Here is a 13,103-nt window from a genome sequence, read left to right as displayed (position 1 = left end):
GGATGAATTGCTCAATGGCGTGGTACATGATGTCGCGAGCGACGAACCAAGGATAACGCCTTTGGCTTATATGATCATCCGGGATGCGACAGTTAGTCACGCTAAACGCAGTCAAGCGCATCATTCATGCCGACCTGGCAGGTACCTATTCACTGGAAACCCTAGCGCGTGCAGTGGGGATACATGAGCAGAAGCTCATGAAGCTGTTTCGCCGGCATGAACAAAGCACCGTTTTTGCCTACATTCGCCAGGCACGAATGCAATACGCACGTACACTGCTGGAACAGGGCAGTACGCCCGTCGAGAACATTGCCGCGCTGGTCGGTTTCAGTAGTGCAGCCAATTTTGCCACAGCCTTCAAAGCGCATACTGGACTGACCCCTCGTCAGTACCGTCGACAGCATCAGGAGACGACACAGAGCGAACACGCACCCACCGGCTAGGGATGCATCAACTGTTCTGCCAGTGCCTTGATGTTCTGGTATCCATGCAGATCTCGGCGCCACTCGACCGGAATACCGTCCAGACCGTAATAGGCACCGGCCAGCTGACCGTAGATGGCGCCTACCGTATCGGCATCATCCCCTAGATTGACCGCCTTGAGCAGCCCCTCGGCAAAGTCGGAACTGTGATTGAAGGCCCAGAGCGCAGCCTCGAGCGAATCGATCACGTACCCCGTGGCGCGAATATGCGGCGGCTGACGATCAATAAACGCCCCCATGCTGACTGCGATCACCTCGGCATCCAGCTCCGGCAGCAGTTCGGTCACCGCACCGGCCTGCCAGACCTCTTCAGGGCTTGCAGCTGTGAGTGCGGCTGCCAGCATGAGTGCAAACACGCGGTTGGCATCCAGGCAACGCGGATCGGCATGCGTCAGCCGTGCATGTTCAGCAGCCAGGTCCGCCAGATCCGCTCGCCCGGCCGCAAAGATGACCAGTGGGGCCAATCGCATGAGCGTGCCGTTGCCGGCCTGATCCATCGACTCCTCCCCAGCAAAGGGATCAGCCGTTCGTTCATACCGCAACAGCGCACTGCGCGTCCGGTTGCCGATATCGAAGCAGCTACCGGTGGACGAGCAGTAGCCATCCCTGAACCAGCGCACAAAACGCTCCATGTGATCATGGGGATCAAACCGTCCCTGCTCGATCAGGCTGTAGGCCGAGCACAGCGCCATAGACGTATCATCGGTCCAGTAGCCCGGCGGCAACTGATGGGGACCGCCATCGCGATAGCCGGTCACGGGTTCAAAGCTGCCCGGAGCCTTGAACTCCACGGCAGCCCCCATGGCGTCACCCACCGCCAGACCGACCAGCATCCCTGTAAGCCTGTTCTGCATGCCCTTCTCCACTCTTACAGCGCGGCCGCGTAACGTCTCTGCAAGATGGCGATACGCTTCACATACGCACGGGTTTCGGCATACGGCGGCACGCCCCCATATTCCTGTACCGCGCCCGGCCCGGCGTTGTAAGCCGCCGTGGCCAGCCGGACATCATGATCATAACGCTTCAGCAGCATCGCCAGATAACGCACCCCTCCGTCGATGTTCTGATCAACATCAAACGGATTGCCCACGCCCAGTTCAGCTGCAGTCTGCGGCATCAGCTGCATCAACCCCTGCGCCCCGACCCTTGAACGTGCCTGGGGATTGAACGCGGATTCAGCATGAATAACCGCCCGCACCAGCGCCTTATCAACGCCATGCAACCCGGCAATGCGATCGATGCTCTGCTGATAACGTTCCATGAACAGGGGCGTGGTTTCCCAATTGACACCGGAATTGACCTGGCAAGCGTAGCAGTCAAAGCGAACCCGCTCGTATTCGACCCCGCTGCCGGGCTTTTCATCACTGAACGCCAGACTGCCATCCGCATTGCGGTATTTGTAATAGGTACTGACCACGGACGCTTTCTGCGTCGGCGCCACATTGGTGTACTCAACCCGCCCGTCCGGGTGGACAATCTTGCGCACCTCGGCGTGTACACCCAGCGCTGCAAACAGTACCGCCGCTGTCAGCGCGGCATATGAAAATCGATTCATAGCAAGAAAAGGTATCAGATTCATTAGCTGATCAATCATTCTAGAGAGGTACAGCCGTAAATGCTGCCCCTGGCCACGAGTTTGTGACCCAGGTTTGATCAACTGCAAGGTCCGGGTGGCCTCTCTTGCGTTTGCACAGTGTTTCAACCGTATATCACGCCAGCACCTGCAACATATCAAGCGTGGCCTGGATGCACTGCCCCGAAACATACAAACAAGCATGTATCAATGTTTTTCATTGATCGCATCGGTTAAAATACCCTCTTGTCAGTTGTGATCAGAGAGGGCCTATTGCGATGGCACGACGAACCAAAGCCGAAGCCGCAGCTACGCGCGAGGCACTGATTGATGCCGCTGAAGATATGTTCATGGCACACGGGGTTGCTCGCACGTCTCTGGAGCAGATTGCCCGGCATACCGGCATGACACGCGGCGCCGTATACTGGCATTTCAAGAACAAGGCTGATCTTTTTCACGCCATGCTGGAACGCGTGCGCATGCCGTTTCAGGACCTGATGGATCAGGTGGAACCGACGCTCGCGGATCGTTGCCCACTGGAGGCCATCCGCCAGGCCTGCATCAAGGGGCTGGCACGCCTGGAGCAACCACGCCACCGCCGGGTGCACTCCATTCTGATGTACCGCTGCGAGTTTTTCAGCGATATCGACCCCCAGGCCATGCAAGAGGAGATATCGCAAGACACCTATGCCGTGCTGCTCAAATATTTTCAAATGGCGCATGAACGCGGCCAGCTGGCATCACTGAGCGCGGAAGCTGCCACCGACCTTCTGCACGCCACCCTGTCCGGCCTGTTTTATGGCTGGCTGCGCCACCCCGAGCGCTACTCCATCAAGACACGGGGCGCCGTCATGATCGAAAACCTGTTGCAGCTGATGCGCAAGGACTGATCGGACGGCTAGCCCTCTCCCCTTCAACGCAAAAGGGCCGGTCATTGACCGGCCCTTTGTCGTTCACCCCCTGATCAGTGGGGATGCTTGACGCCACGCTTGTGCTGCAGCCAGTCCGACACCGACGCGATCATGGCGTAGAAGGTCGGAATGAAGCAGCTGCCGATAATGGCGACAGAGGCCATGCCGACGGCAACCGCCGTACCGATATGGTGACTGCTGGTGTCACTGGCACCGGTCGCAAGCGCCAGCGGCAGCGTACCCAGGATAAAGGCAAAGGAGGTCATCACAATCGGACGGAAACGCAGCTCCGCCGCGCTCACGGCCGCTTCACGAATGGACTTACCCAACTCGTGCCGCTGCAGTTCGGCAAATTCCACGATCAAGATGGCATTCTTCGCCGCCAGGCCCACAACCACCAACAAGCCGATCTCGACATAGACACTGACCTCGAGCCCGCGCATCATGATGCCGCCAATGGCACCGAAGAAGGCAAAAGGCGTAGCGGTCAGTACCGCCAGCGGCAGGGACCAGCTTTCATACTGAGCCGCCAGGATCAGGAACATCATCAGGATGCCGAAGATCACGGCCAGTGATGCCGTGTTGCCCAGCGTGGTTTCCTGATAGGCGGTACCCGTCCAGCCCATGCCCCAGTTATCACCCAGCGTTTCCTGAACGACCTCTTCCATGGCGGCGATGGCCTGACCTGAACTGTAGCCCGGTGCCGGCCCCCCCTGGAACTGTGCACCCAGATAGACGCCAAAGCGGCTGACCACCGCCGGACCGGTCTGGCGCTCCAGGGTGACAAATTCCGACAGCGGAATACGCTCACCGCTGTTGCTGCGCACGAAGATGTTGTTCAGGTCATCCGGTTTCTGACGGTATTCGTCTTCGTTCTGCAGATACACCTGGAAGTTGCGGTTCTGATAGCTGAAGAAGTTGACGAAGCCGTTGCCCAGGGTATTGGACAGAGTGGCATTCAGGTCTTCCAGCGCAACGCCGTAGCTCAGAGCCTTCTGGCGGTCAATATTGGCGCGATAGGACGGCACGTTCACATTGAACGTGCTGAACACACGATTCAGCGCCGGATGCTGGTTGGCCGCCTGCATCACCTTCAGCGAGGCCTGGTACAACTCATCCGAGTTGGCACCGGCATAGGACTGCAGGTAGCCGGTAAAGCCACCGGTGGTCGACAGACCGCTGATTGGCGGCATGTTGAATGCCAGCGCGCTGCCGCCCGGTGTCTGCGCCCCGATCTGCATCACCTGGCCGATCAGCTGATCCACTTTCAGGTCACGCTCTTCCCAAGGCAGCAGGCTGATAAACATCACGCCACGAGCGTTGTTCACCGAGCTGGACAGAATGTCATAGCCCGCCACGGCAGCCACATGCGCCACGCCCGGAATGTCCTGGATCTGCTGGCTGACGTTATCCATGTAGCGGCTGGTACGGTCCAGTGAAGCGGCATCCGGCAGCGATACGCTGGCAATGATGATCCCTTGGTCGGTCTGCGGCACCAGCGTGGTCGGCGTATTGGTGAACATCCACCAAGAGCCGTAACTGAAGACAGCGGTCAGCAGCAGTGACAGTATCCAACGACGCACCAGCACATCCACACACCAGGTGTAGGCTGCCGTTACGGCGCTGAAGCCCTTTTCAAACCAATCCAGTGGCGTGAAAAGCAACGCCTTGAGGCCTGTACGACGCTGGTGCAGGTTGTGCTTGATGAATACGGCCGACAGCGCCGGGGTAAACGTCAGTGCCATCAGGGCCGAGAAACCGACGGAAATGGCCACGGTCAGGGCAAACTGCTTGTAGATCTGGCCGGTAAAGCCTCCCAGGAACGCCACCGGGATGAAGACCGCCGCCATGATCAGCGAAGTCGCGATGACCGGGCCACCGACCTCGCGCATCGCCTGAATGGTCGCCTGGCGCACACTGATCTCGGGGTCTTCGCTGAACACGCGCTCGACGTTCTCGACCACTAGAATAGCGTCATCCACCACGATGCCGATCGACAATACAAGTGCAAACAGGGTCAGCAGGTTGAGCGAGAAGTCGAACAGGTAGAAACCGGCAAAGGTTGCCACCACCGACACCGGTACCACCGACATTGCGATTACGGTAAAGCGCCAGTTCTGCAAGAACACGAACAGGATCACGCCGACAATGAGGAATGCCTCAATGAAGGTTTTGACCACGGTATCGACCGATGCCGTGATGAACAGCGTGGTGTCATACGGCACCACGTAGTCCAGCCCCGGCGGGAAACGGCCGGACAGCTCTTCGATCTTGGCCTTGACCGCATCCGCGGTTTCCAGCGCGTTGGCACCCGGCTGCTGGTTGATGACGATCGGCGTCATGCTGGCACTGTCCAGACGTGCATCGATGCCATAGAAGGAAGCCCCCAGTTCGATACGGGCCACATCACGCAGCAGCAGCGCCGAACCATCCGGGTTGGTACGCAGATAGATGTCGCGGAAATCATCCGCGCTGGACAGACGCCCGCCGGCGGTCACCGTGTAGGTATACGCACGCGGATCGGACTGCGGGGTTCCCGCCAGGCTGCCGGCCGGCACCTCGGTATTCTGTGCGCGAATGGCCCGCGCTACTTCCGTCGGAGTCAGGTCGTACTGTGCCAGCTTTTCCGGGTCCATCCAGATGCGCATCGCAAACTCGCCTCCGCCCAGCACCTCAGCCGCACCCACGCCGGGAATCTGGCGCAACTCGTCGAGGATATTCAGGGTAGCGTAGTTCTGCATATAAACGCTGTCGTAGTCACCATCGGGCGAAATCAGAGCCGCCAGCACCAGGATCGAGCTGGAGCGCAGCTCGACGGTCACGCCCTGTGCCTGAACCGCCTCGGGCAGCTGTGACAAGGCACCCTGCACGCGGTTGTTGACGTTGATGGTGTTGGTGTCGCCATCCGTGCCGATATCAAAGGCGACATTCAGACTCATCAGGCCGTTATCGGCACTGTTGGAGGTCATGTAGAGCATGTTCTCGACCCCGTTGATCGCCTCGGCCAGCGGGGCCGCGACCGTCTGGGCCACCGTTTCCGCATTGGCACCCGGGAAACGGGCCTGTACCGACACACTGGGCGGCACCACACTGGGGTACTGCTCGATCGGCAGCACTCGCAGGCTGACGACCCCGACCAGGGTCAGGATGATCGCAATGACCGTGGCGAAGATTGGCCGCCGAATGAAGAAATTCGAGAAACTCATGCCTGGCCTTCCTCTGTCTCTGCCGGCTTGGATTCACGGGGCTTGATCGGGGTACCCGGCTTGATGCCGGATGGGTCGCCGACCACAACAGTATCGCCGCTGGCAAGACCGTCCAGGATGATCTGCAGCTCGCCGGCCACTTCGCCCAGCTGTACGGTACGCGCACGCGCCTTGCCGTCTTCATCCACTACGAACACCTGCGGCCCCATCAAACCCTGGGTCACAGCAATCTCCGGCACGGCGATGACGTTATAGCGCTTCAGGCCTTCAATGCTGACGCGCACGAACTGGCCCGGCAAGATCTTGGCATCCGGATTGGCAAAGGTGGCGGAAGCCTGAACCGTACTGGTACGCGCATCCACCCGCGCATCGAGAAAGTCCAATGTGCCCCTCAAACGAGTATCGCTGTCACCGGCCGACTCTCCCAGCGCCAGGCTGGCGTGAATGCGATTGACGTCATCCAGCTGCAGCTGATTGCGCAGCTCGAGCGCGTCCTTGAGCGGCACCTGGAAGCGCACTTCCAACGGGTCCAGCGGGGTAATCGTGACCAGCTCGGTACCGGCGTTGACCAGGTTACCCAGGTTCACCTGGCTCAGGCCCACTCGGCCACTGACCGGCGCGGTCACCTGCGTGTAATCGAGATCGATGCGCGCGCTGGCCAGGGCGGCCTCGGCCTGAGCCACGCGTGCGCGCGCCACCTGCTGCTCGGCCAGAGCCTGATCATACTGTTGACGACTGACCGAGTTGCGCTTGAGCAGGGACTCGTAACGTGCCGCATCACGGCCGGCCCGGGCCAGCTCGGCGCGGGCACTCTGCAGATCGGCTTCACGCTCCTGCACATATGCCTGATACTGCTCGGGCTCGATGGTATACAGCAGCTGCCCCTTGCTGACCTGGTCCCCCTGCTCGAACTGGCGGGTTTCCAGCGTTCCGGTTACGCGCGCCACCAACGTGACCTCATTGTCACTGCGCAACAGCGAGGAATACGTCTTGTCGAGCGTAATATCCTGGCGACTGATGGTAGCAACATCCGTCATAACAGGGGGCATCTCACGAGCCCCCTGCGCCGGCTGGCTGTCGTCCTGACCGCAAGCAACCAGCAGCATTGCCATGGCTGCCAGCAGCAACACGCGTGCTTTGGAAACAAGTGTTTTCATCATGAGATTCCCGATGGTTGGAAACAGAGGCGCAATTTTACATTCATACATGTATGCATGTAAATTAGACCGGACCTCAAATTAATAACCCTAAGACTAGTAGCTCATCGATGACACGTCTGTCATTATGAGCATCTGGGTAGCGGCCCACGCTATACGGCAACCACTGGCCGCCCGATTGAATCATTTACTCAAGAGCCCCCGATGACTTGCATGGAACGCAGCGAGATCAAGCGTAATCTGACCGGCCTGGAGCTGCGTGTCGGTACACGCCTGCCCTGGTCGGTCTACAGCCCTCAGGGCACTCTTCTGTTGACTGAAGGCGCACTGATTCGAAGTGAAAAGCAGATCGAGCGCCTGATCAATATCAAGGCCCACTATTTTCAAATCCCGGCCATTGGGGTCTACACATCTTCGTCCGCACCAAAGCACGTCAATACCGATCGCGTCAGCACCTTTGTCATCATCCATACCTTGCTGGAACGTCTAGAAGAGTGCTTCAACCTGTTTCTGCAAAACAATGACGGAGACCGCTTCATACGCCGCACCTTACAGCTGGTGCTGGATATACAAGGCGTGTGTGAGGAGCAAGCCGATGGCGTGCTGGGCACCATGCAGCTGATCGTGGAAGCTCCTCACGGGCTGGTGCACCCGCTGCATGCGGCATTGATGTGTGAAGTGGCCTGCCGCCGCATGGGCAAGGGCTCGCTGGAACGACTGCCCGTGGTGGCCGCCGCTCTGACCCACGATCTAGGCATGTACGAAATTCAACAGGAGCTGTTCGAGCAGTCCTCACCGCTGACCGAGCGCCAGCGCCGCATCATTGATCGTCATCCGCAGCGCTCTTGGGAGCTGCTGAAACAGCGCGGCGTGACGGACAAACAATGGCTCAAGCCGGTACTGCAGCACCATGAGCGATTGGACGGCAGCGGCTATCCGGCCGGTCTGGTCGGTGACGCCATCTGCTCCGAAGCCCGATTGCTTGCGATCACCGACTGCTATTCGGCCATGATCCGTCCACGCGCCTACCGCAACCAGGTACCGCCCCGTGACGCCCTGCGCGAGATTTTCCAACAACGCGGCAGCACTATCGATGCCGAGCTGGCGCGCCTGTTCATCGACATCATGGGCATTTTCTCCCCCGGTACACTGGTGCAGCTAACGCATGGCGAACTGGCACTGGTCACGGGCCGGGGCGAGCGACATGGCCAGCCGCCGATGGTGCTGCTCAGCAACCGTCTGGGCGAACGGCTTGAACAACCCGACCCCTTCATACTGCAGGACAGTGCCGACATCAAAGGCATCGCACGCATTCAGGACCATGCCGAACTGCTGGCCATGCTGGGCCAGGTCTGGGCACCGATGACCCCGGTGCCCTCAGCCCAGTGAAGCGCTGCCAGGCCAGGCGTTCGGCACCACAAACAGGCGTTCGGTCTCCTGCCAGCCCTCCAGTGCAGGCTCCATCCGCGCCAACAGGCACGCCCGGCCGTCATGCTCCACCTGTTCTGCCACCTGTTGTAACAGGCCAATTTCAGGTGTGGCCGGCTGCTGCCAGGGGCCCAGCCAATGAGGTTTGTGCAATACGACCCAATGCATCGGCGGCAACCTTGCACTATCCGCCACATGACACCAGCGCCCCGCACCATGATCCGGCGCGACCTGAGCGGGTACAGGGAGCAGGCCCTCCAGCGGTTGAAACAGATAGCCCGGCATGAACAGCCGCACCCTAGGGCGCGCTATCACCCCCAGATCCGCCAGGCAGGCCTGACCGGCTGCAGTCGTGGTCATCTGCGCCTGGTGCTGCAACAGGCGGTCCGTTTTCAGATCCAGTCGATCCCGGGTGTTGGTGCCGTACCAGCGCACACGCCCGCAGGTGTCATGCCCCAGATAAAACTTCACCGCGATTTCATGATGTTCCACCTGTTGCGTCGCGGTATTCAGCACCAGGAAATCCAGTTCTCCCAGAGTACGCTGCCCTTCACGGATCTGCAGGTTGCGCGCCAGCAGTGTCCAGCCCAGCAGATCCTGCAGCAGACAGGCATACAGCTGCTCCACATACAACCCCAGCCGGCGCGGGAATGGCGGCTGCAACAACGGTGGCAGGTTGTCGGGGTGACGATCCCAGTAGCGCAAGACCTGCTCATGGTCTGCCGGCAGCCAGTCCCGCGGATGGAAGGTCTGGTCTCCGTGGTACAGCTGAGGGGCCCGGCACAGCCAGGCCAGATGCCGAATGACCGGCTGACTGAAAGGGCGCGGCTCAGCGCTGGCGCTCATACACACTAAGGCTGACCGCAGTGCCCAGATTCAGGGATTCGATCAGGCCGATACCGGGAATGGTAAAGGCGCGCGCCTCCAGCTGCTCCAGTTGATCACGGGGCACACCTCGGGCTTCATTGCCGAACAGGTAGCAGTCACACTGTCTGAACGCATCCGACGCCAGTGGCTCGCCGGCCATGTCCAGGCAGCCGATGTGCTGGAAACGCTCGCCCAAACTCTCCAGGGAGACATCCAGTTCCAGAGGCACATGGAAAATCGCCCCCATGCTGGCGCGAATCACCTTGGGGTTGAACGGGTCCACACTACCCGGACTAAGCAGGCAACGGTAGCCGCCGAACCAGGCCAGGGTACGCAGAATCGTGCCCAGGTTGCCCGGATCCTGAATCTCGTGCAAGTACACCGCCACTTCATGATCACCGGCAGGCGGCCGAACAGCGGCCATCGGCAGCACTGCAACGATACCCTGAGGGCTCTTGGTAGCACTGATGGCGCTCATCTGCTTGCCGGTGACTTCATGCACCCTGAACTCGGTCTGCCAATCGGCATATTGCTCGGTCAGATACAGCTCGGCGGCCTTGAGGCTCGGTTGCTGTTGGGCTGCTTTCTGCAGCTCCAGCACCAGGTGCTCGCCCTCCACCAGGCAACAGCCGGTTTCGGTACGAAATTTCTTCTGCTGCAGCTTTTTGATCAGATCCAGTTTCATGCCGGTCTCGCCTTGGTGAATGGGTGGCATTATAACGGCGCAGTCGAGTGAAGTCAGTCCAGCCCCTTGGCGCCTTGCAAAGGCAACACGTACAATACGCAACTCAGTCACAATGATGGTTTTTTACAACTATGGCCCGTTCCAAAAGCAGTGCTCGCTGGCTCAAAGAGCATGTCAACGATCCCTTCGTCAAACAGGCACAGAAGGACGGTTACCGCTCCCGCGCCAGTTACAAGCTGCTGGCCCTGAACGAGAAGGATAAGCTGATCAAGCCCGGCATGCTGGTGATCGATCTGGGCTCGGCGCCGGGTGGCTGGTCGCAGATCGCTTCACAACTGGTTGGCGAACAGGGCACGGTGATCGCTTCCGACATCCTGCCGATGGACGCCCTGCCCGATGTGGCGTTCATTCAGGGGGATTTTACCGAGGAGAGCGTGTTTGAGGAGATCATGGGCGTCATTGATGAGCGCCCCGTGGACGTGGTGATCTCCGACATGGCACCCAACCTCAGCGGCGTGGCCGCCGCCGATCAGGCTGGCTCCATCTATCTGATCGAGCTCGCGTTGGACATGGCGCAGCAGGTGCTCAAGCCCAAGGGCAGTTTTGTCGCCAAGGCGTTTCAGGGCGAAGGCTACGAAGAATTCGTCAAGCAGGTTCGGGAACACTTCGATACGGTACTGATCCGCAAGCCCGAAGCCTCGCGTGCACGCTCACGCGAAGTGTACGTGGTCGGCAAGGGATTCAAGGGCTAAGGCCTGACTAGACAGCTGCCTGATACAGACACAAAATGCCGCAGACAAAACTGCGGCATTATCACAGGTGAGACGGCTGGCAGGATTCACTCAACCCGCGTCATGCGCGCCTTGGCAAACCCGTTGCCACGTTCAAGCGTCGTGTCATCAATGATTTTCCAGGCATCTTCCTTACCATCGGTTTTCAGTACCAGATACCGGCTGCCACCGCTTTCACGCACGAAGATGTCGTCCAGTTGCGTGCGTTCGCCATCGGACTCCAGATAGTCACGACCGATCACGATACGGGTATCCGGCATCAGCTCACCCAAATTCACCCCCACGCTGGACACCTCCACCTTGTAGGTTCCTTCATAGCCATGACTACAGCCAAGCAGCACCAGCACCATCATGGATATCAGCAATAAACGCAGTTGTTTCATCATTTCATCCCCTGTTGCAAGGCAAGCCCGTCAATACATACGGATCAGTACCACCCCGGCCAGCAGGCAAAGCACACCCAGAATACGTCCCAGGTTAATGCTGTGCTCAGGAAACGTGGCCCAGCCCAAGTGGTCCAGAATGACTGACATGATCAACTGGCCGGCCACCAGCAAGGCAATCATGGTCGCCGCACCAATGCGCGGCGCCAGAAAAGCGCCCGTCGCCACGAACAGTGCCCCCATGAAACCACCGGTCCAGGCCCACCAAGGCGCCTGCTGGAGCTCGGCCGCCACCGGCCATTGATAGCGCATCGCCAGCACGACACCAAGCAACGCGGCCGTGCCAACCAGAAAAGAGATCCAGGAAGCCCAGAGCGCGCCATTGCTGTGCAGCGCCAGGGTGCTGTTCACACCGGCCTGCAGCGGCATCATCATGCCGGCCACAAACGCCAGTGCCAGCCAGAAATACAACATGAGACCTCCTTTCATCATCTTATCGGCGGGTCAGATAGACGCCGCACTCCAGATGGTCGGTGTAGGGGAACTGGTCAAAGATCGCAAAGCGCTCCAGCTTGTGGGTTTTACTGATCTGCTGCAGGTTGTCATGCAGGGTATCCGGGTTGCATGAGATATAGAGAATATGCTCGTATTCGCAGATCTGCTCCACGGTGTGCTCATCCAGACCGCAGCGCGGCGGATCAACAAAGACTGTGCTGAACTCACACTCGTCCAGCGCCAGTCCCTGCACCTTGCGGCTGGTTTTTTCGCCCTTGAGGATCAGTGACAGGTCCTCCGATGGCATGCGCAGCACGTCGATGTTGTCGATGCCGTTTTCCTGAATGTTCCACTCGGCAGAACGGACCGACACCTTGGAGATCTCGGTGGCCACCACACGGCGAAAATTCTGCGCCAACGGCAGGGTAAAGTTGCCATTGCCACAGTAGAACTCGACCAGGTCGCCGCCGGCATGGGAGGAGACATCGATCGCCCACTCGATCATCTTCTCGCAGACATGACCATTGGGCTGGGTAAAGCCGTTTTCGGTCTGCTGGTAGCGGTAGGGCCGGCCCTTAATATTCAGTTCTTCCACCACGAAATCGCGGTCCAGCAGAATCTTCTGCTTGCGGGCGCGACCGATGATGTCGATGTTAAACTGCTCGCGCAGCGGCTTCACCCGCTCGACCCATTCATCATCCAGCTGACGGTGATACAGCAGGCTCACCAGCAGCTCACCCGATAGGGTGCTGAGAAAATCGATTTGGAACAACTTGAAACGCAGCACCGGATCCGGACGGATCACGTCCAGCAGCTTGAACATCATGTCGTGGATGCGTTCGGACACCATCGGGCAGTTGTCCAGCCTCACGGGGGTACGCTTGTCACCATCGAACATGACATAGTAGAGGTCATCCCCTTCGTGCCAGGTACGGAACTCGGCACGCAGGCGGTAATGCTGCGGCTGCGAAGTAAAGACTTCAATCTCGGGTAGATCGAACTCGGCAAACTGGTCGGCGATGCGGGCTTTCTTGGCCGCCAGCAAGGCGTCGTACTGTTCAGGCTCCACGCGGGGAAGGGCCATCGGCTAACCTCTGTATCTTCAATAAAAATCGGCAATGACAA

General features: G+C 59.3%; 13 protein-coding genes. 4 read left to right on the top strand and 9 right to left on the bottom strand.

Going from position 1 to position 13,103, the window contains the following annotated elements:
• Positions 1 to 83: 83 nt before the first annotated feature.
• Positions 84 to 443 carry a helix-turn-helix transcriptional regulator gene (locus tag KTN04_RS05800; RefSeq protein WP_217334269.1) on the top strand — a complete coding sequence of 120 codons (360 nt, stop codon included), beginning with the start codon at positions 84 to 86 and terminating at the stop codon, positions 441 to 443.
• Here the strand turns inward: KTN04_RS05800 and KTN04_RS05795 are convergent.
• Complete coding sequence (locus KTN04_RS05795; RefSeq protein ID WP_217334268.1) at positions 440 to 1,336, bottom strand: ADP-ribosylglycohydrolase family protein; 897 nt, start codon at positions 1,334 to 1,336, stop codon at positions 440 to 442. The two genes, KTN04_RS05800 and KTN04_RS05795, sit on opposite strands and share 4 nt — an antisense overlap.
• Before the next feature lie 14 nt (positions 1,337 to 1,350).
• Positions 1,351 to 2,037: a lytic transglycosylase domain-containing protein gene (locus tag KTN04_RS05790; protein WP_217334267.1), complete on the bottom strand. Its 687-nt coding sequence runs from the start codon at positions 2,035 to 2,037 to the stop codon at positions 1,351 to 1,353.
• Positions 2,038 to 2,333: 296 nt separating this feature from the next.
• Between KTN04_RS05790 and KTN04_RS05785 the strand changes: the two genes are divergently transcribed.
• Positions 2,334 to 2,945 carry a TetR family transcriptional regulator gene (locus KTN04_RS05785; protein WP_217334266.1) on the top strand — a complete coding sequence of 204 codons (612 nt, stop codon included), beginning with the start codon at positions 2,334 to 2,336 and terminating at the stop codon, positions 2,943 to 2,945.
• Between the two features lie 74 nt (positions 2,946 to 3,019).
• Here KTN04_RS05785 and KTN04_RS05780 read toward each other — a convergent pair whose 3' ends face one another.
• Together KTN04_RS05780 and KTN04_RS05775 are read right to left on the bottom strand one after the other, a co-directional pair.
• Positions 3,020 to 6,172 (bottom strand): efflux RND transporter permease subunit, encoded by a 3,153-nt coding sequence (locus KTN04_RS05780; RefSeq protein ID WP_217334265.1) that lies wholly within the window; start codon positions 6,170 to 6,172, stop codon positions 3,020 to 3,022.
• Complete coding sequence (locus tag KTN04_RS05775) at positions 6,169 to 7,329, bottom strand: efflux RND transporter periplasmic adaptor subunit (protein WP_217334264.1); 1,161 nt, start codon at positions 7,327 to 7,329, stop codon at positions 6,169 to 6,171. Before KTN04_RS05775 ends, KTN04_RS05780 begins: the two co-directional genes overlap by 4 nt.
• A 204-nt stretch (positions 7,330 to 7,533) precedes the next feature.
• On the opposite strand from KTN04_RS05775, the gene KTN04_RS05770 reads away from it, so the two are divergent.
• Entirely contained in the window at positions 7,534 to 8,718 is a 1,185-nt protein-coding gene (locus KTN04_RS05770) for an HD-GYP domain-containing protein (RefSeq protein ID WP_217334263.1), read from the top strand.
• Here KTN04_RS05770 and KTN04_RS05765 read toward each other — a convergent pair.
• The gene (locus tag KTN04_RS05765; RefSeq protein ID WP_217334262.1) at positions 8,707 to 9,603 is read right to left on the bottom strand and encodes a DUF1853 family protein; all 897 of its coding nucleotides are present in this window, start codon (positions 9,601 to 9,603) and stop codon (positions 8,707 to 8,709) included. The two genes, KTN04_RS05770 and KTN04_RS05765, sit on opposite strands and share 12 nt — an antisense overlap.
• Positions 9,587 to 10,309, bottom strand: coding sequence for a TrmH family RNA methyltransferase (locus KTN04_RS05760; RefSeq protein ID WP_217334261.1), 723 nt, complete (start codon positions 10,307 to 10,309; stop codon positions 9,587 to 9,589). Before KTN04_RS05760 ends, KTN04_RS05765 begins: the two co-directional genes overlap by 17 nt.
• Before the next feature lie 131 nt (positions 10,310 to 10,440).
• Between KTN04_RS05760 and rlmE the strand changes: the two genes are divergently transcribed.
• Positions 10,441 to 11,061 carry a 23S rRNA (uridine(2552)-2'-O)-methyltransferase RlmE gene (rlmE, locus tag KTN04_RS05755; protein WP_217334260.1) on the top strand — a complete coding sequence of 207 codons (621 nt, stop codon included), beginning with the start codon at positions 10,441 to 10,443 and terminating at the stop codon, positions 11,059 to 11,061.
• A gap of 86 nt (positions 11,062 to 11,147) precedes the next feature.
• On the opposite strand, the gene KTN04_RS05750 is transcribed toward rlmE, so the two are convergent.
• From KTN04_RS05750 to trmA, 3 genes are read right to left on the bottom strand one after another with little or no spacing between them, the layout of a single operon-like run.
• Complete coding sequence (locus KTN04_RS05750; RefSeq protein ID WP_217334259.1) at positions 11,148 to 11,486, bottom strand: hypothetical protein; 339 nt, start codon at positions 11,484 to 11,486, stop codon at positions 11,148 to 11,150.
• A 27-nt stretch (positions 11,487 to 11,513) separates the two neighbouring features.
• Entirely contained in the window at positions 11,514 to 11,957 is a 444-nt protein-coding gene (locus KTN04_RS05745; RefSeq protein ID WP_217334258.1) for a DMT family transporter, read from the bottom strand.
• 19 nt (positions 11,958 to 11,976) lie between these two features.
• Entirely contained in the window at positions 11,977 to 13,062 is a 1,086-nt protein-coding gene (trmA, locus tag KTN04_RS05740; protein WP_217334257.1) for a tRNA (uridine(54)-C5)-methyltransferase TrmA, read from the bottom strand.
• Between the last annotated feature and the right edge of the window lie 41 nt (positions 13,063 to 13,103).

It is taken from the genome of Marinobacterium weihaiense, from assembly GCF_019061305.1.
Lineage (GTDB): Bacteria > Pseudomonadota > Gammaproteobacteria > Pseudomonadales > Balneatricaceae > Marinobacterium > Marinobacterium weihaiense.
This window is presented reverse-complemented; position numbering and strand designations above follow the sequence as displayed.

Excerpts from the sequence above, each read along its gene's own strand:
- KTN04_RS05800 (WP_217334269.1), top strand. The coding sequence starts at position 84 with ATGCGACAGTTAGTCACGCTAAACGCAGTCAAGCGCATCATTCATGCC.
- KTN04_RS05795 (WP_217334268.1), bottom strand. The coding sequence starts at position 1,336 with ATGCAGAACAGGCTTACAGGGATGCTGGTCGGTCTGGCGGTGGGTGAC.
- KTN04_RS05790 (WP_217334267.1), bottom strand. The coding sequence starts at position 2,037 with ATGAATCGATTTTCATATGCCGCGCTGACAGCGGCGGTACTGTTTGCA.
- KTN04_RS05785 (WP_217334266.1), top strand. The coding sequence starts at position 2,334 with ATGGCACGACGAACCAAAGCCGAAGCCGCAGCTACGCGCGAGGCACTG.
- KTN04_RS05780 (WP_217334265.1), bottom strand. The coding sequence starts at position 6,172 with ATGAGTTTCTCGAATTTCTTCATTCGGCGGCCAATCTTCGCCACGGTC.
- KTN04_RS05775 (WP_217334264.1), bottom strand. The coding sequence starts at position 7,329 with ATGAAAACACTTGTTTCCAAAGCACGCGTGTTGCTGCTGGCAGCCATG.
- KTN04_RS05770 (WP_217334263.1), top strand. The coding sequence starts at position 7,534 with ATGACTTGCATGGAACGCAGCGAGATCAAGCGTAATCTGACCGGCCTG.
- KTN04_RS05765 (WP_217334262.1), bottom strand. The coding sequence starts at position 9,603 with ATGAGCGCCAGCGCTGAGCCGCGCCCTTTCAGTCAGCCGGTCATTCGG.
- KTN04_RS05760 (WP_217334261.1), bottom strand. The coding sequence starts at position 10,309 with ATGAAACTGGATCTGATCAAAAAGCTGCAGCAGAAGAAATTTCGTACC.
- rlmE (WP_217334260.1), top strand. The coding sequence starts at position 10,441 with ATGGCCCGTTCCAAAAGCAGTGCTCGCTGGCTCAAAGAGCATGTCAAC.
- KTN04_RS05750 (WP_217334259.1), bottom strand. The coding sequence starts at position 11,486 with ATGATGAAACAACTGCGTTTATTGCTGATATCCATGATGGTGCTGGTG.
- KTN04_RS05745 (WP_217334258.1), bottom strand. The coding sequence starts at position 11,957 with ATGTTGTATTTCTGGCTGGCACTGGCGTTTGTGGCCGGCATGATGATG.
- trmA (WP_217334257.1), bottom strand. The coding sequence starts at position 13,062 with ATGGCCCTTCCCCGCGTGGAGCCTGAACAGTACGACGCCTTGCTGGCG.